The organism is Thermus sp. LT1-2-5, from assembly GCF_040363165.1.
In the GTDB taxonomy this organism is placed as follows: Bacteria; Deinococcota; Deinococci; order Deinococcales; family Thermaceae; genus Thermus.
The window spans coordinates 1-19,093 of record NZ_BSRG01000022.1 but is presented as its reverse complement, the minus strand read 5'-3'; the positions used below and the strand labels follow the sequence as shown (position 1 = coordinate 19,093).

20 protein-coding genes and 1 tRNA gene are annotated in these 19,093 nt (G+C 67.2%); 5 read left to right on the top strand and 16 right to left on the bottom strand.

All coding sequences use genetic code 11. The features are described from left to right. Positions 1-12 precede the first annotated feature (12 nt). On the top strand, positions 13-294 hold the full coding sequence (locus ABXG85_RS12270; protein WP_353513911.1) for a hypothetical protein: 282 nt from the start codon (positions 13-15) through the stop codon (positions 292-294). On the opposite strand, the gene rsfS is transcribed toward ABXG85_RS12270, so the two are convergent. The 9 genes from rsfS to secG all read right to left on the bottom strand — a co-directional run bounded on the left by rsfS (position 295) and on the right by secG (position 5,082). After that, a complete protein-coding gene (gene rsfS, locus ABXG85_RS12265; protein WP_353513910.1) occupies positions 295-636 on the bottom strand; it encodes a ribosome silencing factor in 342 nt (113 codons plus the stop codon). It lies immediately after the preceding gene. Positions 637-642: 6 nt separating this feature from the next. Next, a complete protein-coding gene (locus tag ABXG85_RS12260; protein WP_353513909.1) occupies positions 643-1,740 on the bottom strand; it encodes an LCP family protein in 1,098 nt (365 codons plus the stop codon). After that, positions 1,730-2,287 (bottom strand): bis(5'-nucleosyl)-tetraphosphatase (symmetrical) YqeK, encoded by a 558-nt coding sequence (gene yqeK / locus ABXG85_RS12255; protein WP_353513908.1) that lies wholly within the window; start codon positions 2,285-2,287, stop codon positions 1,730-1,732. Before yqeK ends, ABXG85_RS12260 begins: the two co-directional genes overlap by 11 nt. Further along, the gene (gene nadD / locus ABXG85_RS12250; protein WP_353513907.1) at positions 2,262-2,822 is read right to left on the bottom strand and encodes a nicotinate-nucleotide adenylyltransferase; all 561 of its coding nucleotides are present in this window, start codon (positions 2,820-2,822) and stop codon (positions 2,262-2,264) included. Before nadD ends, yqeK begins: the two co-directional genes overlap by 26 nt. Before the next feature lies 1 nt (position 2,823). Beyond that, positions 2,824-4,074, bottom strand: coding sequence for a GTPase ObgE (gene obgE / locus ABXG85_RS12245; RefSeq protein ID WP_353513906.1), 1,251 nt, complete (start codon positions 4,072-4,074; stop codon positions 2,824-2,826). A 1-nt stretch (position 4,075) separates the two neighbouring features. Then, a complete protein-coding gene (rpmA, locus tag ABXG85_RS12240; RefSeq protein WP_126164836.1) occupies positions 4,076-4,333 on the bottom strand; it encodes a 50S ribosomal protein L27 in 258 nt (85 codons plus the stop codon). A gap of 3 nt (positions 4,334-4,336) precedes the next feature. Further along, on the bottom strand, positions 4,337-4,642 hold the full coding sequence (gene rplU / locus ABXG85_RS12235) for a 50S ribosomal protein L21 (RefSeq protein WP_039459700.1): 306 nt from the start codon (positions 4,640-4,642) through the stop codon (positions 4,337-4,339). A 100-nt stretch (positions 4,643-4,742) separates the two neighbouring features. Beyond that, positions 4,743-4,818: transfer RNA gene (locus ABXG85_RS12230), tRNA-Ala, on the bottom strand. Positions 4,819-4,854: 36 nt separating this feature from the next. After that, positions 4,855-5,082, bottom strand: a complete 228-nt coding sequence (gene secG / locus ABXG85_RS12225) for a preprotein translocase subunit SecG (RefSeq protein ID WP_353513905.1) — start codon at positions 5,080-5,082, stop codon at positions 4,855-4,857. Between the two features lie 56 nt (positions 5,083-5,138). Here secG and ABXG85_RS12220 point away from each other — a divergent pair, with 56 nt between their 5' ends. Together ABXG85_RS12220 and ABXG85_RS12215 are read left to right on the top strand one after the other, a co-directional pair. Continuing rightward, a complete protein-coding gene (locus tag ABXG85_RS12220) occupies positions 5,139-6,071 on the top strand; it encodes a threonine/serine dehydratase family protein (RefSeq protein ID WP_353513904.1) in 933 nt (310 codons plus the stop codon). A 22-nt stretch (positions 6,072-6,093) separates the two neighbouring features. Next, positions 6,094-7,725, top strand: coding sequence for a formate--tetrahydrofolate ligase (locus ABXG85_RS12215; protein WP_353513903.1), 1,632 nt, complete (start codon positions 6,094-6,096; stop codon positions 7,723-7,725). Here the strand turns inward: ABXG85_RS12215 and carA are convergent. From carA to ABXG85_RS12180, 7 genes are all read right to left on the bottom strand, one after another. Continuing rightward, positions 7,722-8,897, bottom strand: a complete 1,176-nt coding sequence (carA, locus tag ABXG85_RS12210; RefSeq protein ID WP_353513902.1) for a glutamine-hydrolyzing carbamoyl-phosphate synthase small subunit — start codon at positions 8,895-8,897, stop codon at positions 7,722-7,724. The genes ABXG85_RS12215 and carA overlap by 4 nt on opposite strands. A 39-nt stretch (positions 8,898-8,936) precedes the next feature. Next, complete coding sequence (locus ABXG85_RS12205; protein WP_353513901.1) at positions 8,937-9,470, bottom strand: N-acetyltransferase; 534 nt, start codon at positions 9,468-9,470, stop codon at positions 8,937-8,939. Beyond that, a complete protein-coding gene (argH, locus tag ABXG85_RS12200) occupies positions 9,463-10,851 on the bottom strand; it encodes an argininosuccinate lyase (protein ID WP_353513900.1) in 1,389 nt (462 codons plus the stop codon). The genes ABXG85_RS12205 and argH overlap by 8 nt, the downstream gene beginning before the upstream one ends. Continuing rightward, positions 10,841-12,040 (bottom strand): argininosuccinate synthase, encoded by a 1,200-nt coding sequence (locus ABXG85_RS12195; RefSeq protein ID WP_353513899.1) that lies wholly within the window; start codon positions 12,038-12,040, stop codon positions 10,841-10,843. Before ABXG85_RS12195 ends, argH begins: the two co-directional genes overlap by 11 nt. Before the next feature lie 92 nt (positions 12,041-12,132). Further along, entirely contained in the window at positions 12,133-13,500 is a 1,368-nt protein-coding gene (gene lpdA / locus ABXG85_RS12190) for a dihydrolipoyl dehydrogenase (RefSeq protein WP_353513898.1), read from the bottom strand. A gap of 1 nt (position 13,501) precedes the next feature. After that, entirely contained in the window at positions 13,502-14,695 is a 1,194-nt protein-coding gene (gene odhB / locus ABXG85_RS12185) for a 2-oxoglutarate dehydrogenase complex dihydrolipoyllysine-residue succinyltransferase (RefSeq protein ID WP_353513897.1), read from the bottom strand. Between the two features lie 11 nt (positions 14,696-14,706). After that, positions 14,707-17,391, bottom strand: a complete 2,685-nt coding sequence (locus ABXG85_RS12180; RefSeq protein WP_353513896.1) for a 2-oxoglutarate dehydrogenase E1 component — start codon at positions 17,389-17,391, stop codon at positions 14,707-14,709. Positions 17,392-17,475: 84 nt separating this feature from the next. Here ABXG85_RS12180 and ABXG85_RS12175 point away from each other — a divergent pair, with 84 nt between their 5' ends. Next, positions 17,476-18,240 (top strand): enoyl-CoA hydratase/isomerase family protein, encoded by a 765-nt coding sequence (locus ABXG85_RS12175; RefSeq protein WP_353513895.1) that lies wholly within the window; start codon positions 17,476-17,478, stop codon positions 18,238-18,240. Further along, on the top strand, positions 18,237-18,812 hold the full coding sequence (gene ruvA, locus ABXG85_RS12170) for a Holliday junction branch migration protein RuvA (protein WP_353513894.1): 576 nt from the start codon (positions 18,237-18,239) through the stop codon (positions 18,810-18,812). The genes ABXG85_RS12175 and ruvA overlap by 4 nt, the downstream gene beginning before the upstream one ends. Positions 18,813-19,093: the final 281 nt, after the last annotated feature.

Sequence of the window (19,093 nt, the reverse complement as noted above, 5' to 3'; positions counted from 1 at the left end):
TATACTTTGCCTGTGGGCAGGAGAAAGCGGGAGGAGAAGCTCAAGAAAAAGGCCCTGAAGGAATGGGAAGCGCGCCGGCCCAAGACCTTCCGGGAAGCCCTAAAGTACTTGCCCGGGGTTTTTCTTCGCACCACCTTGGTGATGATGGGGGCGGTGGCCCTGATCCTCTTGGCGGCGGCCTTGGGGCTCAAGGTGGCGGAAAGCTTCTGGTTTCAGCTCCTGGTTTACCTGGGCTTCTACCTGGCCTTCCAGCGGTTCATCATGGGGCCCCTGGCCCCGCCCCGCCTCAAATGACTAGAGCCGCTCGGCGTCGGCCCAGAAGCCCTCGAGATCGTAGTACTCCCGGGCCTCGGGGGTCATGAGGTGGACCACCACTTCCCCGTAGTCCAGCACCACCCAGCGGGCGCTTTGCCCCTCCGTGGGCCGGGGGAATAGGCCCTCCTCCTCCAGCTTCTCCTGCACGTGCCGCCCCAGGGCCTCCAGGTGCGGGGTGCTGGTGGCGCTGGCCACCACGAAGTAGTCCAGGCTCTCGGAAACGGCCCTGAGGTCCAGGGCCACCACGTTCTCCGCCTTTTTTTCCCAAAGAAGATCCTTGATGCGTCCGACGAGCTCCACCGCCTCCTTGGTCTTCACCATCTAACCCTATTGTAGCAGGTCCTCCCCTAGCTCCACCGCTACGCCCGTGAGGGGCCTATGCGGGGCGAGAAGGGGCAAGTGGAAGAGCTCGGCGTAGTAGAGCCCAGCCAGGGGGTCCTTGGCGTAGACGGCACTTTTTTCCACCCTCACCTCCTCCAAGAGGGGCCTTACCCCCTCCCTTTCCAAAAGGACCTGCCCCCAGCGCAAAAGCGCCCCTTCCCCCCGCAGGACCACCGGGGCCTCTGGGGGAACCAGAGGAGGGCTTGCACCGAAGAAAGCGGCGAGGAAACGGGCCCGGGCCTCCTCGTCCACGTAGAGGAAGGTGCCTGGGCCCTCCCGGGTGGGCAGGGTGGCCAAGGAAACCCTTAGCCCTTGGAGGGCGGGCAGGTAGCCCAGGGCTTCCTCCAGGGAAAGGTCGGTGTCCAACCCCGCCCAGGCCTCCCGCAGGGCCAGGACAAGGGCGGGCCAGGTGCGAGGGTCTTGCGCCTTGCGCAGGACCTGGACCACCACCTCCTTGATGCGGTCCAGCCGGGCGTAGTCCCCCAGGGCATCGTGGCGGAAGCGCATGTACTTCACCGCCTCCTCCCCGTTGAGGTGGAGGCGGCCTGCGGGGAAATCTATGAAGAGCTTAGCCGCCCGGTCGGTGTAGCGCATGGGCCTTTCCAGATAGACCTCCACCCCCCCCACCGCGTCCACCACCCGGGCCACGCTCTCCAGGGTGAGGACGAGGTGCCTTTCCGCCACCATCCCCGTGGCCTCGGCCACCGCCCGCTTCAAGAGCTCCGCCCCGCCCCGGCCGTAGGCGGCGTTCACCTTGCCCCCCACCAGGGGGCTATAGAGGTCGCGGGGAATGGCCACCCCCTTGGCCTCCTGGCCCCGCAGGCGCAGGTAGAAGATGGTGTCCGTGCGGGAGCCGGGGCCGCAGGGGGTGTGGTAGCCGCAGTACTCGATGTCCCGGGCCGCCACCACCACCCCCATCTCCGGCAGTTCCCCGGTCCGGGTGGGGCGCACCGCCTCCTCCTGCTCTGGCCGCGGCAGGGAGAGGACCCCTCCCAGGGCGAAGAGGGTTAGGGCCAAGAGGAGGAGGGAAAGCCTAGGGCGCATGGAAAAGGCTCTGGTACACCTGAAGGGTCCGGGGGTGAACGGGGATGCCCTTTTTCTGCAGATATTCCACCTTGTTCGCCACGGCCTTCTGGTAGGCCTCGAGAAGCCTCCCCGCAAGGGCGAGCTCCCGGATCTCCCCGTTCACCCCCCTTCCCGGCTCGGAGACGTCGGCCACGTAGAGGGCCATGCCCAAGGGGTTTTCGGGGGATACCCCGTACACGTGCCCTTCTATGGCCTCCAGGACCTCGAGGTCCTCCACCCCCCAGGCCTCTGCGAGCCTGCGGGCCGCCCGGCCGTGGAGGGCCAAGGGATGGGCCTCTTCCACCTCGTTCTCCGGCGGGGCCAGGCGCAAAAGCTCCTCCAGGGGAAGGTCCCGGGCGGCGTCGTGGAGAAGCCCCGCCAGATAGGCCCGCTCGGGGTCTAAGCCATTCCGCTCGGCGATGGTGCGGGCCAGCTCCGCCACCCGCAGGATGTGCGCCCACCGCTCGGGGCGCACCAAGGGCTTGACCTTCTCCACCAGCTCAGCGGTAAAGGGCGTGCTTTGCAAGGTACACCTCCACGGCCCGGGGCACCCAGTAGCGTATGGAAAGCCCTTGGCGGATACGCCGCCGGATCTCGGTGCTGGAGATGCCCACCTCCGGCACCCATAGGGGCACCACGGGCACGGGCATCGCCTCCAAAGGATACCCCGGGCGGGCCACGGCCACCAGGGTGGCCAGCTCAGGCAGGCGGTGCCCCTCCTTCCAGGTGAGGACATCCCGGTAGGCGTCGGCCCCGGTGATGAAGAAGAGCTCGTCCTCGGGGAAAAGCCTCCTGGCCTCCTCCAGGGTGTCCACGGTGTAGCTGGGACCCGGGCGGTCCAGTTCTAGCCTCGAGGCCCAAAACCGCCGGTCCTCCGCCGTGGCCAGGAGGACCATCTCGTACCGCGCCTCCGGGGGGGCCACCGGGGTCTTGTGGGGAGGCCGGGCGGCCACCACGAAGAGGACTCGGTCTAGGCCCAGGGCGCTGGCCGCCTCGCTGGCGGCAAGGAGATGCCCCAGGTGGATGGGGTCGAAGGAACCGCCGAAAAGGCCGATCCGCACCCTATCCCTCCGGGATGTACTCAAACTCCAGACCCCCTAGGCGCACCACATCCCCCGCCCGCACCCCCTTGGCCCTGAGAGCCGCCTCCACCCCGTGGCGCCGGAAGACCTCCTGCAAATACCCCGCCGCCTCAGCCAGATCCCCCTTGATGCGGCGAAGGTAGCGCTCCACCTCGGGGGCCCGCACCTCGTAGACCCCCTCGGCCACGGGCACCACCTCCACCCCGGCCCGCACCTCCTGCCGGAAGGCGGGCTGGGGCAGCTCCGGGGCCGGGGTGGCCTGGACCAGGCTCCATAGGGCCTCCTTCAGGGCGTCCAGTCCCTCCCCCGTCAAGGCGCTCACCGGCAGGACAGGTAGGCCCTCGGGAAGGAGCTCCGCCACCTTGGCCTCCACCTCCTCGGGGGGGAGGAGGTCCACCTTGTTGAGGGCGATGAGGGCCGGGCGGCGGAGGAGGGCGGGGTCGTAGGCGCCGATCTCCTGGCGCAAGGTGGCAAGGGCCCGCTTGGGCTCCTCTGCGGCGTCCAAAACGTAAAGGAGGACCCGGGTGCGGGCGATGTGGCGCAGGAACTCGAGGCCCAAGCCCCGGCCTTGGCTCGCCCCCTCGATGATCCCGGGGATGTCCGCCAGGGTAAAGCGGGCCTCCTCGGAAAGCTCCACCACCCCCAGGTTGGGGCTCAAGGTGGTGAAGGGATAGGGGGCGATCTTGGGGTGGGCGTGGGTGGTGGCCGCCAGCAGGCTGGACTTCCCGGCGTTGGGGTAGCCCACCAGGCCCACGTCGGCGATGAGCATGAGCTCTAGCCGGAGCCGGCGCTTTTCCCCCTCCTCCCCCGCCTCGGCGAAGCGGGGGGCTTGGCGGGTAGGGGTGACGAAGTGGACATTCCCCCGCCCCCCTTCCCCGCCCCGGGCCACCAGGAGGACCTCCCCTTCCTGGGTCAGGTCGCCCAAAAGCTCCCCGGTGTCGGCATCGTAAACCCGGGTCCCCCGGGGCACCTCAATGTAAAGGTCCCGCCCCGCCCGCCCGTGCTGGCCGCTTCCCTTGCCGTGCTCCCCGTCCTCGGCCTTGTAGGTGCGCTTGGGAAGCTCGGAAAGGGAATCCACGCTCCCCCGGGCCCGCAGGTACACGTTCCCCCCCCGCCCCCCGTCCCCCCCGTCCGGCCCCCCTTTGGGCACAAACTTTTCCCGGCGGAAGGAAACGGCGCCGTCGCCACCCTTGCCGGCGGCGACGGTGATGAGGAGAACGTCTTGGAACACCTTACGCCAAGGGGCGCACGTGCACGTAACGGCCCAGACGCCCCTTGTCCTGGAACTCCACCACCCCGTCCACCAGGGCGAAGAGGGTGAAGTCCCGGCCCATGCCCACGTTCTTGCCAGGCTTGAACTTGGTGCCCCGCTGGCGGACCAGGATGTTGCCCGCCCGCACCACCTGGCCGCCGTAACGCTTCACGCCCAAGCGCTTGGCCTGGGAGTCGCGGCCGTTCTTGGTAGAACCTAGACCCTTTTTATGCGCCATGGCTCACCCCTGGATCTCCTTGATGAGGATCTCGGTGTAGGGCTGGCGGTGCCCCTTCTTGCGCCGGTACTGGACCTTGGCCTTGAACTTGGAGATGGTGATCTTCTTGCCCCGGCCGTGGGCCAACACCTCGGCCACCACCTTGGCCCCCTCCACAAAGGGGGTCCCCACCCGCACCCCCTCGCCCCCCAAGAGAAGGACGGGGAGCTCCACGTGGCTGCCGGGCTCGGCGGCCAGCTTCTCCACCTTGAGCTTAAGCCCGGGCTCCACCCGGTACTGTTTTCCACCCGTCTTGACGATCGCGAACATGGCCTTCCCCTTCCCGAAGCCCCAAAGGGCCTACCGGTCTTCCACTATACCCAAGCCACCGGCTTCCCGCAAGCGCAAGCCCCCCTTACGGGGGGCTTTCTGGTGGAGCCGAGGGGATTCGAACCCCTGACCTCCTCAATGCCATTGAGGCGCGCTCCCAACTGCGCCACGGCCCCAGGCAACGCCTATGGTACCGGGGGGAGGGCCACTTGTCAACGGGGCCAGAGGCCGATCAAGAGGGCCAAGGCGACGAAGACCACCCCTAGGATCACGGTGAGGCGGTAAAGGCCCCCGGTGACGCCGCGGGCGGAGAAGAGATCGGTGGATGCGCCCATGAGGTCCCCTGCCCCCTGCTTAGGTTCCTGCACCAGGACCAGGTAGACCAAAAGCCCGGCCACGCCCAGGTAAAGGAGGATGACGAGGGTGTAAAGGAAGTCCATACCCCTACCACTTTAGCGCCCTTGGGCGGGGGTGTCCACCCTGGCATGATGGGGGCATGGACCTTGCGGAACTCTACGCCGCTTTCCGGCGCATCGCCCCCTACACCCACCGCACCCCCTTGCTCACCTCTAGCCTCCTAGACGCCCTTTTGGGCAAACGCCTCCTTCTTAAGGGCGAGCACCTGCAAAAGACGAGGAGCTTCAAGGCGCGGGGGGCCCTTTCTAAGGCCCTCACCCTAGAAGCCCCCAAAGGCCTTCTGGCGGTTTCCAGTGGCAACCACGCCCAAGGCGTGGCCTACGCCGCCCGGGTGCTCGGGGTCAAGGCCCTTATTGTCATGCCCGAGGACGCAAGCCCCCTCAAAAAGGAGGCGGCCAGAGCCTACGGGGCCGAGATCGTGGACCAAGGCGTCACGGTGGAAAACCGGGAGGAGGTGGCCCAGGCCCTCCTTCAGGAAACCGGCTACGCCTTCCTCCACCCCTTTGACGACCCCTTGGTGGTGGCGGGGCAGGGCACGGTGGGCCTGGAGCTTTTGGCCCAGGCGGCGAAAGAAGGCCTTTTCCCCGAGGCGGTCCTGGCCCCCGTGGGCGGGGGTGGGCTCCTCGCCGGGGTGGCCACGGCGGTGAAGGCCCTTTCCCCCTCCACCCGGGTCTTGGGCGTGGAGCCCGTGGGGGCAGACGACGCCCGGCAAAGCCTCCTCCGCGGGGAGAGGGTGCGGCTGGAAAAGGCCCCTAAAACCCGGGCAGACGGGGTGCGCACCCTAAGCCTGGGACGGTTCACCTTCCCCATCCTGAAGGAGAAGGCGGACGGGGTTTTGGCCGTGAGCGAGGAGGCCATCCTCGAGGCGGAACGCCTCCTCTTCACCCGCACCAAGCAGGTGGTGGAGCCCACGGGGGCCTTGCCCCTGGCGGCGGTGCTGGAGCACGGGGCGAGCCTGCCCAAGACCCTGGCCCTGGTGCTTTCCGGGGGCAACCGGGACTTCTCTCCCTAGGCAGAAGGGGTAAGCTTACCCCGTGATCGTCAAGGAAGCGCTCTTACCCATCGAGGAGGTGGCGGCCAAGCTGGGCCTGGGCCGCGAGCGGCTTTACCTTTACGGACCGCACATGGCCAAGGTCTTGGGCGAACCCCCCAAGGCCAAGGGGCGCCTGATCCTGGTTACCGCCATCACCCCCACCCCGGCGGGGGAAGGCAAAACCACCACCGCCATCGGCCTGGTGGACGGCCTGTGGCGGCTGGGCAAGCGGGCGGCTTTGGCCTTGCGGGAGCCCTCCTTGGGCCCGGTCTTCGGGGTGAAGGGCGGGGCCACGGGGGGCGGGAAGGCCCGCATCGAACCCCGGCACGAGATCAACCTTCACTTCACCGGGGACTTCCACGCCGTGACCTCGGCGGTGAACCTCTTGAACGCCCTTTTGGACAATCACCTGCACCAAGGCAACGAGCTCGGGATTGACCCGAGGCGCATTGAGCTCAAGCGGGCCATCGACATGAACGACCGGGCCCTGCGCCACATCGTCTTGGGCCTGGGGGGAAAGGCCCATGGGGTACCCCGGGAAGGGGGGTTTGAGCTCACCGTGGCCAGCGAGGTCATGGCCCTCATGAGCCTGGCCCGGGACTTCCGGGACCTGAAGCGGCGCCTGGGGGAGATCCGCCTGGGCTTCACCCTCGAGGGCAAGCCGGTCTACGCCAAGGACCTGGGGGCGGTGGGGGCCATGGCCGCCCTCTTGCGTCAGGCCTTTTTGCCCAACCTGGTGCAGACGGCGGAGGGGAACCCCGCCTTCGTCCACATGGGGCCCTTTGGCAACATCGCCCACGGCACCAACTCCGTGCGGGCGAGCCAGTTCGCCTTGGGCCTGGCGGACTACGTGGTCCAGGAGGCGGGCTTCGCCACGGACCTGGGCCTGGAGAAGTTCATGGACGTGGTGGCCCGCACCTCGGGGCTCATCCCCGAGGCGGTGGTCCTGGTGGCCACCATCCGGGCCCTTCGCTACCACGGGGGACAGGACGCCTACGAGATGCCCGACCCCAAGGCGGTGAAAGCGGGCCTGGCCAACCTGGAAAAGCACGTGGAAAATGTGCGGCTTTTCGGCTACACCCCGGTCTTGGCCCTGAACCGCTTCCCCACGGACCTCCAGGAGGAGATTGCCCTGGTGCGGGACTTCGCCCAAGGGCAGGGCCTGCCCTTTGCCCTAAGCGAGGTGTACGCCAAGGGGGGCGAAGGGGGCTTGGAGCTGGCGGAAAAGGTCCTGGAAGCCCTCTCCCTTCCCCACGCCTACCGCCCCCTCTACCCCTTGGAAGCTCCTTTGGAGGAAAAGGTGGCCACCATCGCCCAAAAGGTCTACGGGGCCCAAGGGGTGGAATGGAGCGAGGAGGCCAAGCGGGCCCTGAAGGCCGCCAAGAAGGAAGGGTGCGAGGCCTTGCCCGTGGTCATGGCCAAAGCCGCCACCTCCTTGTCCGATAACCCCAAGCTCCGGGGCCGGCCCACGGGCTTCACCGTGCGGGTCACGGACCTTAAGTGCCGCTTCGGGGCGGGGTTCGTGGTGGTCTACATGGGAGGGATTGAAACCCTGCCCGGCCTGCCCAAGGTGCCCCAGGCCCTGCGGATCGACGTGGACGAGGAGGGGAACATCCGGGGCATGGACTACTAGACCCCGTGCTGGTCGGCGCGGCGTTTTTCCACGGGGAGGCCCGTGGCCCCGTGGAAAGCCTCCACCTCCTCCAAGAAGCGGCGGAAAAGGTAGAGGGCGTCGTGGGGCCCGGGGGCGGCCTCGGGGTGGTACTGCACGGAGAAGACAGGGTAGCGGGCGTGGGCCATGCCCTCGAGGGTCCCGTCGTTGAGGTTGATGTGGGTGGGGCGGAACTCCTTGAGGGAGTCTATGTCCACGGCGTAGCCATGGTTCTGGCTGGTGATCTCCACCTTGCCCGTGAGGAGGTTCTTCACCGGGTGGTTGGCCCCTCGGTGGCCGAACTTCATCTTGTAGGTGCGCCCCCCCGCCGCCAAGGCCAGAAGCTGGTGCCCCAGGCAGATGCCGAAGGTGGGCAACAGCCCCATGAGCTTCCAGATGGTCTCGTGGGCGTAGCGGGGCATGGAGGGATCCCCGGGGCCATTGCTGATGAGAAGGCCGTGGGGTTCCAGGGCCATGATCTGGCTCGCCGGGGTCTTGCCAGGAACCACCAAGATTTCAAAGCCCAAGGCGGCCAGGTTCTCCACGATGGCATGCTTGATGCCAAAGTCCATGACCACGATGCGCCGCCCGGACTTCAGGGTGGGCCAGGCATAGGGCAAGGGGGTGGTGACCTCGGGGGTCATGTCCCGCCCGTCGATGTCCGTCCAGTTCTTGGCCTCTTGGCGAAGCGCCTCCAGCTCCTCCTCGGTAAAGGCGTGGTCGGGAGCGCCGAAAAGGCTGGCATGGGCGATGACCCCCTTCAAGACCCCCCCTTCCCGGATCTTGCGCACCAGGGCCCGGGTGTCTAGGCCCTCAATCCCCACCACCCCGTAGAACTCCATGAACTCCCCGATGGTCTGCTGGGCGCGGGGGTTGGAGGCCACCCGGCTAAACTCCTTGGCCACAAAGCCCCGCACCCAGGGGCGGTTGGACTGCATGTCGTAGACGTTGACCCCGTAGTTGCCCTGATGGGGGTAGGTCATGACCACGATCTGCCCGTGGTAGCTGGGGTCGGTCATGATCTCCTGGTAGCCCGTCTGGGCGGTGTTAAAGACCACCTCCCCTACCGTCTTCCCTCGGGCGCCGAAGGCGTAGCCGCGGTACACGGTGCCGTCTTCCAGCACCAAAACGGCGCGTTCCTTCACTCCAGCCATTCCTCCTCCCATGGGGTAAGGGCGCCCATCCCGCCCATTCTAGCCCCTGAAGGCCCCCGGGGAAAGGTGCTTGATGACGGCGATCTCCCGGCAGTTCTCGTAAAAGGGGCAGGCGTTGCACTCGCTCCAGACCTTGGGGGGAAGCGCCTCCCGGCTCGTTACCTGGTAGCCCAGGTTGCGGAAGAAGTTCACCTGAAGCGTCCAGGCGAAGACCCTGGGAAGCCCCAGGTCGCGCGCCTCCCGCTCCGCTCCCAGGACAAGCCAGCGCCCCAGCCCCTGGCCCTGCCGGGCCGGGTGAACGGCGAGGCCCCGGATCTCCGCCAGGTCCCGCCAGAGGACGTGGAGGGCCACGGTGCCCACGATGTGGCCGTCCTCGTCCTCCAGGACCTGGAAGTCGCGGATGTTCTCGTAAAGGTGGCTGTGGCTCCGCACCAGCATCAAGCCCTTTTCCGCCCAGTAGCGGATGAGCCAGTAGATGGCGTCCACATCGCTCAGGCGCGCCTTTCTCAGCTCCACCCCCACCTGCGGGCGCACCTCGGGAAGCGCTGCCGTAGGAAGTTCCAGTTCAAGCAAGGCCCACCTCCTTTTTGGCCTCCAAGACCCTTTCCCGCACCGCCTCTGGGGCCGTGCCCCCAAAGGAACGGCGGCGGTGGATGGCGGTTTCCAGGCGCAAAAGGGGCAGGGCGTCCTCGGCGAAGAGGGGGTGATGGGCCCTAAGCTCCGCCAGGGTCAGGTCCTTCAGGCTTCGGCCCTCCTCCACAAGCCGCCGCACCAGCCGCCCTACCACGTGGTGGGCCTCCCGGAAGGGTAGCCCTTTTTCCGCCAGGTAGTCGGCGAGCTCCGTGGCCAGGGAAAACCCCTCCTCCGCCGCCCGCCACATCCGCTCCCGGCGCCACTTCAGGCCCGGCAAGAGGGCGGCCAGGAGCTTAAGGCTATCCCGGTAGGTGGCGAGGGCGTCCAGAAGGGGCTCCTTGTCCTCTTGCAGGTCCTTGTTGTAGGCCAGGGGAAGCCCCTTCACCACGGCGGAAAGCCCCACCAAGGCCCCCAGGACCCTCCCCGCCTTGGCCCGGATGAGCTCCAGGATGTCCGGGTTCTTCTTCTGGGGCATGATGGAAGAGCCGGTGGCGAAGGCGTCGGGGACCTCCACGAAGCCGAACTCTTCCGTGCTGTAGAGGATGAGCTCCTCCGCCAGGCGGGAAAGGTGGAGCATGCCGATATTCAGGGCGGAAAGGACCTCCAAGGCGAAGTCCCGGCTCCCCACGGCGTCCAGGGAGTTACGCATGGGGCGGGCAAAGCCGAGCTCCTTGGCGGTGAAGTGGCGGTCTATGGGGAACCCCGTCCCCGCCAGGGCGGCGGCCCCCAGGGGGCTTTCGTTCAGGCGGGCGCGGGCGTCCTCAAGCCTCCAGGCATCCCGGGTGAGCATCTCGTAGTAGGCCAAGAACCAGTGGGAAAGGAGGATGGGCTGGGCCCGTTGCAGGTGGGTGTAGCCGGGAAGAACGTAAGGAGGCTCTAGGTGTTTTTCCGCCTCCCCTACCAAGACCCGCCTCAGGGAAAGGAGGAGCTCCAAAAGCTCGTCTATAGCCCCCCGCAGGAAGAGCCGGAGGTCCGTGGCCACCTGGTCGTTGCGGCTACGGGCGGTGTGGAGCTTGCCTCCCGGGGGGCCGATGAGCTCTATGAGGCGGGCCTCGAGGTTCATGTGGACGTCCTCGAGGTCCTCCCGCCAGGGAAAGGTGCCCGCCTCTATCTCCCCCTCTATCTGGTCCAAGCCCTTCAGGATGGCCTTTAGCTCCTCCTCCGAAAGAAGGCCCACGGCCTGGAGCATGCGGGCGTGGACCCGGTTTTGCCAAAGGTCCTCCCGCCAAAGGGCCCGGTCAAAGGCCAAGGAGGCGTTGAACCGGGCAGCCAGGGCGTCTGGCCCCTCTTGGAACCGCCCTCCCCAGGTTCTATGCCCCACGCCGCCCCTCCGCCATGGCCCGCACCCGTAGGCGCAAGGCGTTGATCTTGATGAACCCCTCAGCGTCCTTCTGGTCGTAGCCGCCCAGCTCGTCAAAGGACACCAGCTCCTTCTGGTAGAGGCTCTTTTCCGCCTTGCGCCCCACCACGTAGACGTTCCCCTTGTAAAGCTTCAGACGGGCCACCCCGGTGACCCTCTTGGCCACGTGGTCAAAGTATGCCTGAAGGGCCTCCCTTTCGGGGGCGTACCAGAAGCCGTAGTAGACGAGCTCGGCGTACTTGGGGGCAAGCTGGTCCCGCTGGTGCAGGACCTCCCGGTCCAGGGTGAGGCTTTCCACCGCCCGCCGGGCGTGGTAGAGGATGGTTCCCCCCGGGGTCTCGTAGACGCCCCGGGACTTCATGCCCACGAAGCGGTTTTCCACCAGGTCCACCCGCCCCACCCCGTGCCGCCCGCCGATCTCGTTGAGCCTCTGGAGGAGCAGAGCGGGGGAAAGGCGTTCCCCGTTCACCGCCACCGGATCCCCCTCAAAAAATTCCACCTCCACGTACTCGGGGGCGTCCGGGGCCTCCTCAGGGTCCACCGTCATGCGGAACATGCCCTTGGGAGGCTCGGCCCAAGGGTCCTCCAGCACCCCCCCCTCGTAGGAAATATGCAGGAGGTTGGCGTCCATGGAGTACGGCTTTTCCTGGGTCACCGGCACGGGGATGCCGTGGGCCTGGGCGTAGGCGATCATCTCCTGCCGTCCCTGGAAGCTCCACTCCCGCCAGGGGGCGATTACCTTGATCTCGGGCTTCAGGGCGTAGGCGGTGAGCTCAAAGCGCACCTGGTCGTTGCCCTTGCCCGTGGCCCCGTGGGAAACGGCCTCCGCCCCCTCCTCCTCGGCGATCTTCACCAGGTACTTGGCGATGAGGGGCCGGGCGATGGAGGTACCCAGGAGGTAGTACCCCTCGTAAAGGGGAGCAGCGCGGAGCATGGGGAAGACGAAGTCCCGCACGAACTCCTCCTTGAGGTCTAAGGCGATGGCCTTGGAGGCCCCCGTCCTTAGGGCCTTCTCCCGCGCCTCCTCCACCTCTTCCCCTTGGCCGATGTCCGCCGTGAAGGCGATGACCTCGGCGCCATAGGTCTCCTTGAGCCACTTGAGGATGATGCTGGTGTCCAGCCCGCCAGAGTATGCCAAGACGATCTTCATGCCAACTCCCAGTCTACCCCCGGGTGGGGGTATGCATAAGTATACAAAACGCCGAGGTGCTCCTCGCACCTCGGCCCGAAAGCCCTGCCTGCCTATAGGTGAATTGGCTTCTCCCACGCCGCCAAGGCAGCTTCCTTGAGGATCTCCGACAAGGAGGGGTGGGCGTGGGGAGCGCGGCCCAGGTCCTCGGCGCTGGCCTTGAAGAAGATGGCCAAGGCGGCCTCGGCCAGCACGTCCCCCACCCGGGCCCCGATGCCGTGAACCCCCAGGATGCGGTCCGTCTTGGCGTGGGCCAGGACCTTGACGAACCCTTCCGTTTCGCCCATGGCCCGGGCGCGGCCGCTGGCGGAGTAGGGGAACTTCCCCACCTTGTAAGGGATGCCTCGCTCCTTAAGTTCCTCCTCCGTGTAGCCCACGCCCGCCACCTCCGGGTGGGTGTAGACCACGCTGGGAATGGCCTGGTAGTCCACGTGGCCGAAGCCCTTGGCCATGTGCTCCACGGCGGCGATGCCCTCCTCGCTGGCCTTGTGGGCCAGCATGGGGCCCCTGACCACGTCCCCGATAGCGTAGATGTGGGGAACGCGGGTCCTCAGGTGCTCGTCCACGGGGATGCGGCCCCGCTCGTCCAGGGCTAGGCCGGCGTTTTCCAAGCCAAGCCCCTCCGTGTAGGGCCTGCGGCCCACGGCCAAAAGGACCCGATCGGCCTCGAGGACCTCCCCCCCCTCTAGCTCCACCCGCGCCCCCTTGGCCTCCGGGATCACCGTGGTCACCCGCACCCCGGTCCGGATCCTTAGGCCCTCCTTTTTGAAGACCCGCTCCGCCGCCCGGGAAAGCTCGGCGTCCATGGTGGGGAGGATGCGGTCCATGTACTCCAGGACGGTGACCTCCGCCCCCAGGCGGTGCCAGACCACCCCGAGCTCGAGCCCGATCACCCCGCCCCCCACCACGATGAGGCGCTCCGGCACCTCAGGGAAGGAAAGGGCCTCGGTGGAGGTCACCACCCTCTCGTAGTCCACCTGGGCCCAAGGGGGGATTAGGGGAGCGGAACCCGTGGCGATGAGGATATAGCGGGCGGAAAGCTCTTCCCCTGTTTCCTCCACCAAGACCGTGCGGTGGGAAAGGAAGCGAGCCGTGCCCTGGTGGCGGGCCACCCCGTTCTTTTTGAAAAGGAACTCGATCCCTTGGGTGTTGGCCTGGACCACCTTGTCCTTGTGGGCGAGGAGGGCGGGAAGGTCCAGGGAGAAGCCCTCCACCTTGGCCCCTAGGAGGCCCTTCTTCACCTCGTAGAGGCGCTCCGTGGTTTCCAAAAGGGCCTTGGAGGGGATGCACCCTACCCTGAGGCAGGTCCCCCCCAGGGCCTTCTCCTTCTCCACCACCCCCACCTTCATCCCGAGCTGCGCTGCCCGGATGGCGGCCACATACCCCCCAGGGCCCGCCCCGATGACCAAGAGGTCGTACACGCTACACCTCCAAGAGGAGCCGCACCGGGTTCTCGATGAGCTCCTTTACCCGGCGCAAAAAGGTCACCGCCTCGCGCCCGTCCACGATGCGGTGGTCGTAGGAGAGGGCCAGGTACATCATGGGCCTAACGACCACCTGCCCCTCCCGGGCCACAGGCCTTTCCTGGATGGCGTGCATGCCTAGGATGCCCACCTGGGGCGGGTTCAGGAGGGGGGTGGAGTTCAAGGAGCCGTAGATGCCCCCGTTGGTGATGGTGAAGGTGCCCCCCATGAGCTCCTCGGGTTTGAGCTTCTTCGTGCGGGCACGCTCGGCGAAGTCGGCGATCTGCCGCTCGATCTCGGCAAAGGAGAGGCGGTCAGCGTCCCTCAGGACCGGCACCACAAGCCCCTCGCCCCCGCCCACGGCGATGCCGATGTCGTAGTAGCGGTGGTAAAGGATGGCGTTGTCCCGGATCTCGGCGTTGAGCTCGGGGATCTCCTTGAGGGCCTGGACCACGGCCTTGACGAAGAAGCTCATGAAGCCGAGCTTCACCCCGTGCTTCTTCTGGAAGGCCTCCCCGAGCTCCTTGCGCAGGGCGATGACCGCGGACATGTCCGCCTCGTTGAAGGTGGTGAGCATGGCCGTGGTCTGCCTGGCCATAAGGAGGCGCTCGGCGATGCGGCGGCGCAAGGGGGTCATGGGCACCGCCTCGCTCACCCGCCAGGGCTTGTCGCCGGGCGCCTGGGAAGGCGGGGGCACAGGAGGAGAAGGGGGTGCGGGCTCGGCAGGCTTAGGGGCCTCCCGCTTCTCCAGGTAGCGCTCCACGTCCTCCTTGAGGATGCGGCCGCCCAGGCCCGTGCCCTGCACCGCTTCCGGAGAAACCCCCTTCTCGCGCATGAGCCGCTCGGCGGCGGGCATGGCCAAGGGGCCTTCCGGGGCCTCCTGGGCCGGGGGCTTGGGCGCTTCCGCCTGGGCCGCTACCCCCGCCTCGAGGAGGGCGATGGCCTCCCCCACCCGGGCCGTCTCCCCGGTCTTCTTGAGGATTTGCCTTAGGGTGCCGGCGAAGGGGGCGGGGAGCTCCAGGGTGGCCTTATCGGTGATGAGCTCCACCAAAGGCTCGTCCTGGGCAAAGCGTTCCCCCTCCTGCTTAAGCCAAGCGCCGATCTCCACTTCCACGATGCTTTCGCCCACGGAGGGCACCTTGAGTTCTTCCACCTTTTACCTCCTCACTTGAAGGCCTCTTCCAAAAGGGCTTCCTGCTCCAGACGGTGGACCTTGGACGAGCCCACGGCGGGGCTTGGGGACTCGGGCCGGGCCACCACGCTGAAGGGGTGGCCGAAGATCTCCCCGCAGAAGCGGGCGGAGAGGTACCACCAGGCCCCTTGGTTAACGGGTTCTTCCTGCACGTACACCACGGGGGTCTTCTTGGGGTAGGGGGCGAGGGCCTCCTTAAGTTCCTCCTCGGGGAAGGGGTAGAGGAGCTCGAGGCGCAGGATCGCCACGTCCTCCGCCCCAAGCTCCCGCCTCTTGGCCAAAAGCTCGTAGTAGACCTTGCCGGAGGTGAGGAGAACCTTCCTCGCCCCCTTCACCCGCTCGGGGATCACCTTCTGGAAGCGGCCTTGGGCGAGCTCCTCCAGGCTGGAAACCACCTCGGGGTGGCGGAGGAGGCTCTTGGGGGTCATGACCACCAAGGGCTTGCGAATGGGCCGCTTCACCTGGCGGCGCAGAAGGTGGAAGAACTGGGCAGGGGTGGTGGGGTAGGCCACCTGGAGGTTGTCCTTGGCCCCCAGCTGCAAGAAGCGCTCCAGCCGGGCGGAGGAGTGCTCGGGGCCTTGGCCCTCCAGGCCGTGGGGCAGGAGGAGGACGAGCCCGGAAAGCCGCCCCCACTTGGCCTCGGCGCTGGCCAGGAACTGGTCGATGTAGACCTGGGCCACGTTGGCGAAGTCCCCGAACTGGGCCTCCCAGAGGATGAGCCCCTCGGGGTAGTCCAGGCTGTAGCCGTACTCGAAGCCCAGGACCCCGGCCTCGGAAAGGGGGGAGTTGTGGATCTCCACGGGGGCCTGCCCCTCCGCCAGGTGCTCCAGAGGGATGTAGCGCTCCCCGGTACGGTAGTCGTAAAGGGCGGCGTGGCGCTGGGTGAAGGTGCCCCTTAGGGCGTCTTGCCCCGTGAGGCGCACCCGGTGCCCCTCCGCCGCCAAGGTGGCGAAGGCCAAGGCCTCCGCCGTGGCCCAATCCACGGGCCGCTTTTCCTCCGCCATCTCCAGGCGGGCCTCGAGGAACCGCTTCAGCTTGGGGTGGACCTGGAAGCCCTCGGGCACGGTGGCGAGCCGCACCAACAGGTTGCGCAACGCCTCCTTGGCCACCTTGGTCTCCACCTCGGGCACCAGGGGGTCCGGCCCCCCCACGTAGCCCTGCCAGAGGCCGGAAAGCCCGTGGGGCACCACGGGGCCGGGCTCGGCCTTCACCCGGGCGAACTCGGCCTCCAGCTGCTCCAGGTAGGCGGTTTCCAGGGCCTTAAGCTCCTCGTTGCGCACCACCCCTTCGGCCTCGAGCCGCTCGGCGTAAACCTTCCACGGCTCGGGCCTTTGCGCGATGCGGGCGTACATGGCGGGCTGGGTGAAGGTGGGCTCGTCGGTTTCGTTGTGCCCCCGGCGGCGGTAGCCCACCAGGTCGATGACCACGTCCTTGCCGAAGCGGCTCCGGTACTCCAGGGCCAGGCGCAAGACGAACCAAAGCTCGTCCACCGCCTCAGCGTTCACGTGGAAGACGGGGGCCCCCACCATCTTGGCGATGTCCGTGGGGTAACGGCAGGAGGTGTACTCGGAGGGAAGGGTGGTGAAGCCCAGCTGGTTGTTGGCCACCACGTGCAAGGTCCCCCCCACCCGGTAGCCGGGAAGCTGGGAAAGGTTTAGGGTTTCCTGCACAATCCCCTCGCCGATGAAGGCGGAGTCCCCGTGAACGAGGATGGCCAGGCCCCGCCGCCTCTCCCGGTCGGCGAAGCGGTCCTGCTTGGCGCGAAGCCGCCCCAGGGTCACGGGGTTCACGAACTCCAGGTGGCTCGGGTTAAAGGTCAAGGAAACATGGACCTTGCCGTAAGGGGTTTCCTGGTCGCTGGAGAAGCCCAGGTGGTACTTTACGTCCCCGCTGTAGCCCTCGGGGAAGATCTCCTCGAACTCGCGGAAGATGCGCTCAAAGGGCTTCCCCACCACGTGGGCCAGGACGTTCAGCCGACCCCGGTGGGCCATGCCCAGGACCACCTCCTTGACCCCGTGCCGCGCCGCCTCCACCACCGCCTCCTTAAGAAGGGGGATGAGGCCTTCTAGGCCCTCGACGCTAAAGGTTTTGGCCCCCAGGTATTTCCGTTGCAAAAAGGCCTCAAAGAGGCTCGCCTGCATTAAGGCCTCCAGCATGCGGCGGCGCACCTCAGGGGAAGGCTTTTCCCAGGGAGCCTCTATGCGGGCCAGAAGCCACTCCCGCTCCTCGGGCTCCACGTGGACCACCTCAAAGCCCACGGGGCCCAGGTAGGTGGCCTCTAGCCGCTCCAGGAGGGCCCCCAAACTGGGGGCGCCGAAGAAGGGAGGAAGGGGCCGGGAGAGGTCTTTGGGGGAGAGGCCCTGGGCCTCCAGGGAGAGGGCCTTGGGCCTGGGCCTTTCCCCGCCTAAGGGGTCTATCCGGGCCGCCAGGTGCCCGAGCTCCCGGTAGGCCTGGACCAGGCGCTCCACCTTGAGGAGGAAGCCTAGGTCCACCGCCTCCGCCACGGGGACACTAGGGGAAGGGCGTTCTCGTCGTCCGTCCTCGAGGGTAAGGGCGGAGAAGTAGCGCCGCCACTCCTCCGGCAGGGAAAAGGGGTCCTCCAGATACGCCCGGTAGAGGGCCTCCAGGTAACCTTGGCTTTCCAGCGTGAGCTCCATCCTGCCTCCTCAAGGGGCGGTATACCCCTTCATCTACGCTACACCAAAAGCCGGTGTAGGTGCGCCACCCCTTACAATGGGGCCATGGTCCTGAGGGAGAAAACCGACGGCGTCCTCCTCCTCACCCTGAGCCGGCCCGAGAAGCTCAACGCCCTCACCGGCGCCCTCCTGGAGGAGCTTCACCGGGCCTTGACCGAGGCGAACCAAGACCCTGGGGTGCGGGCCGTCCTCCTCACGGGGGCGGGGCGGGCCTTTTCCGCCGGGCAGGACCTCACGGAGTTCGGCGAGGAAAAACCCGACTACGAGGCCTACCTCCGCCGCTACAACCGGGTGGTGGAGGCCATGAGCGGGCTGGAAAAGCCCTTGGTGGTGGCGGTCAACGGTCCTGCGGCGGGCGCAGGGATGAGCCTCGCCCTTTGGGGGGACCTGCGCCTAGCCGCCGCTGGGGCCACCTTCACCACCGCCTTCGTCCGGATCGGGCTGGTGCCGGACTCGGGGCTAAGCTTCCTCTTGCCCCGACTCGTGGGGCTAGCCAAGGCCCAAGAGCTCCTTTTCCTCTCCCCCCGCCTCTCCGCAGAGGAGGCCTTGGCCCTGGGCCTCGTCCACCGGGTGGTGCCGGCGGAAAGGCTTATGGAAGAGGCCCTAGCCCTGGCCCAGGAACTGGCCCAAGGCCCCACCCGGGCCTACGTCCTCACGCGGAAGCTCCTCTTGGAAACCTATCGGCTTTCCTTGGAAGAGGCCTTGGGCCTCGAGGCCATCCTGCAAGGGGAGGCGGGCCGCACCCTGGACCACGAGGAAGGGGTCAGGGCCTTTAGGGAGAAGCGCCTGCCCCGCTTCCAGGGCCGATGATCCGCTACCTCCAGGGAAAGGTCCTCAAGAAGGAGGAAGGGAGCTTCCTCCTCCTGGTGGGCGGGGTGGGGTTCTTCGTCCAGGCCCCCGGCCCCTTCCTGGCCAGCCTAAGGGAGGGCCAGGAGGTGGCGGTCCACACCCACTTCCAGCTCAAAGAGGAGGGCCTCGCCCTCTTCGGCTTCCCCGATGAGGAAAGCCTCGCCCTCTTTGAGCTCCTCCTCTCCGTGAGCGGGGTGGGGCCTAAGGTGGCCCTCTCCCTCCTCTCCGCCCTCACCCCCAAGCTCCTGGCCCGGGCCCTGGCGGAGGGGGACCTTCGGCTCCTCACCGCAGCCAGCGGCGTGGGGCGGCGGCTTGCCGAGCGCCTGGCCCTAGAGCTCAAGGGCAAGGTCCCCCCAAGCCTCCTCACCGAGGAAAGGGTGGAAAGCGAGGCGGCGGAGGAAGCGGTCCTGGCCCTGGCCGCCTTGGGCTTCAAGGAGGGGCAGGCGCGGAGCGTGGTCCTGGACCTCCTCACCCAAAATCCTAAGGCTAAGGCGCAAGAGCTCATCAAGGAGGCCCTCAAGCGCCTGCGCTAGCGTTTCTTCAACCTGGCGAGGAGCTCTTTTAGGGCCTCCGCCGCAGGACCCTGCTGGAAGGGAAGGTTCCCGCATGGCACCTTCTACTCGTACCGGAGGGCTTCCACCGGGTCCAACCTGGCCGCACGCCAGGCGGGATAAAGCCCGAAGAAAACCCCTACCCGACATTCCGCACCCCTCTCCCTTGGCCTTAGGATTTTGGGATGGAAACCACACCCAACCTACAGGTGTACGACCTGGGCCACCTGGGCCTGGTGGCCAGCATCCTGGATCAGATAGGA

Bases quoted from the DNA above. Each gene is read 5' to 3' on its own strand.
- rsfS (WP_353513910.1), bottom strand. From the start codon at position 636: ATGGTGAAGACCAAGGAGGCGGTGGAGCTCGTCGGACGCATCAAGGAT.
- ABXG85_RS12260 (WP_353513909.1), bottom strand. From the start codon at position 1,740: ATGCGCCCTAGGCTTTCCCTCCTCCTCTTGGCCCTAACCCTCTTCGCC.
- rpmA (WP_126164836.1), bottom strand. From the start codon at position 4,333: ATGGCGCATAAAAAGGGTCTAGGTTCTACCAAGAACGGCCGCGACTCC.
- rplU (WP_039459700.1), bottom strand. From the start codon at position 4,642: ATGTTCGCGATCGTCAAGACGGGTGGAAAACAGTACCGGGTGGAGCCC.
- secG (WP_353513905.1), bottom strand. From the start codon at position 5,082: ATGGACTTCCTTTACACCCTCGTCATCCTCCTTTACCTGGGCGTGGCC.
- ABXG85_RS12220 (WP_353513904.1), top strand. From the start codon at position 5,139: ATGGACCTTGCGGAACTCTACGCCGCTTTCCGGCGCATCGCCCCCTAC.
- carA (WP_353513902.1), bottom strand. From the start codon at position 8,897: ATGGCTGGAGTGAAGGAACGCGCCGTTTTGGTGCTGGAAGACGGCACC.
- ABXG85_RS12195 (WP_353513899.1), bottom strand. From the start codon at position 12,040: ATGAAGATCGTCTTGGCATACTCTGGCGGGCTGGACACCAGCATCATC.
- ABXG85_RS12180 (WP_353513896.1), bottom strand. From the start codon at position 17,391: ATGGAGCTCACGCTGGAAAGCCAAGGTTACCTGGAGGCCCTCTACCGG.
- ABXG85_RS12175 (WP_353513895.1), top strand. From the start codon at position 17,476: ATGGTCCTGAGGGAGAAAACCGACGGCGTCCTCCTCCTCACCCTGAGC.
- ruvA (WP_353513894.1), top strand. From the start codon at position 18,237: ATGATCCGCTACCTCCAGGGAAAGGTCCTCAAGAAGGAGGAAGGGAGC.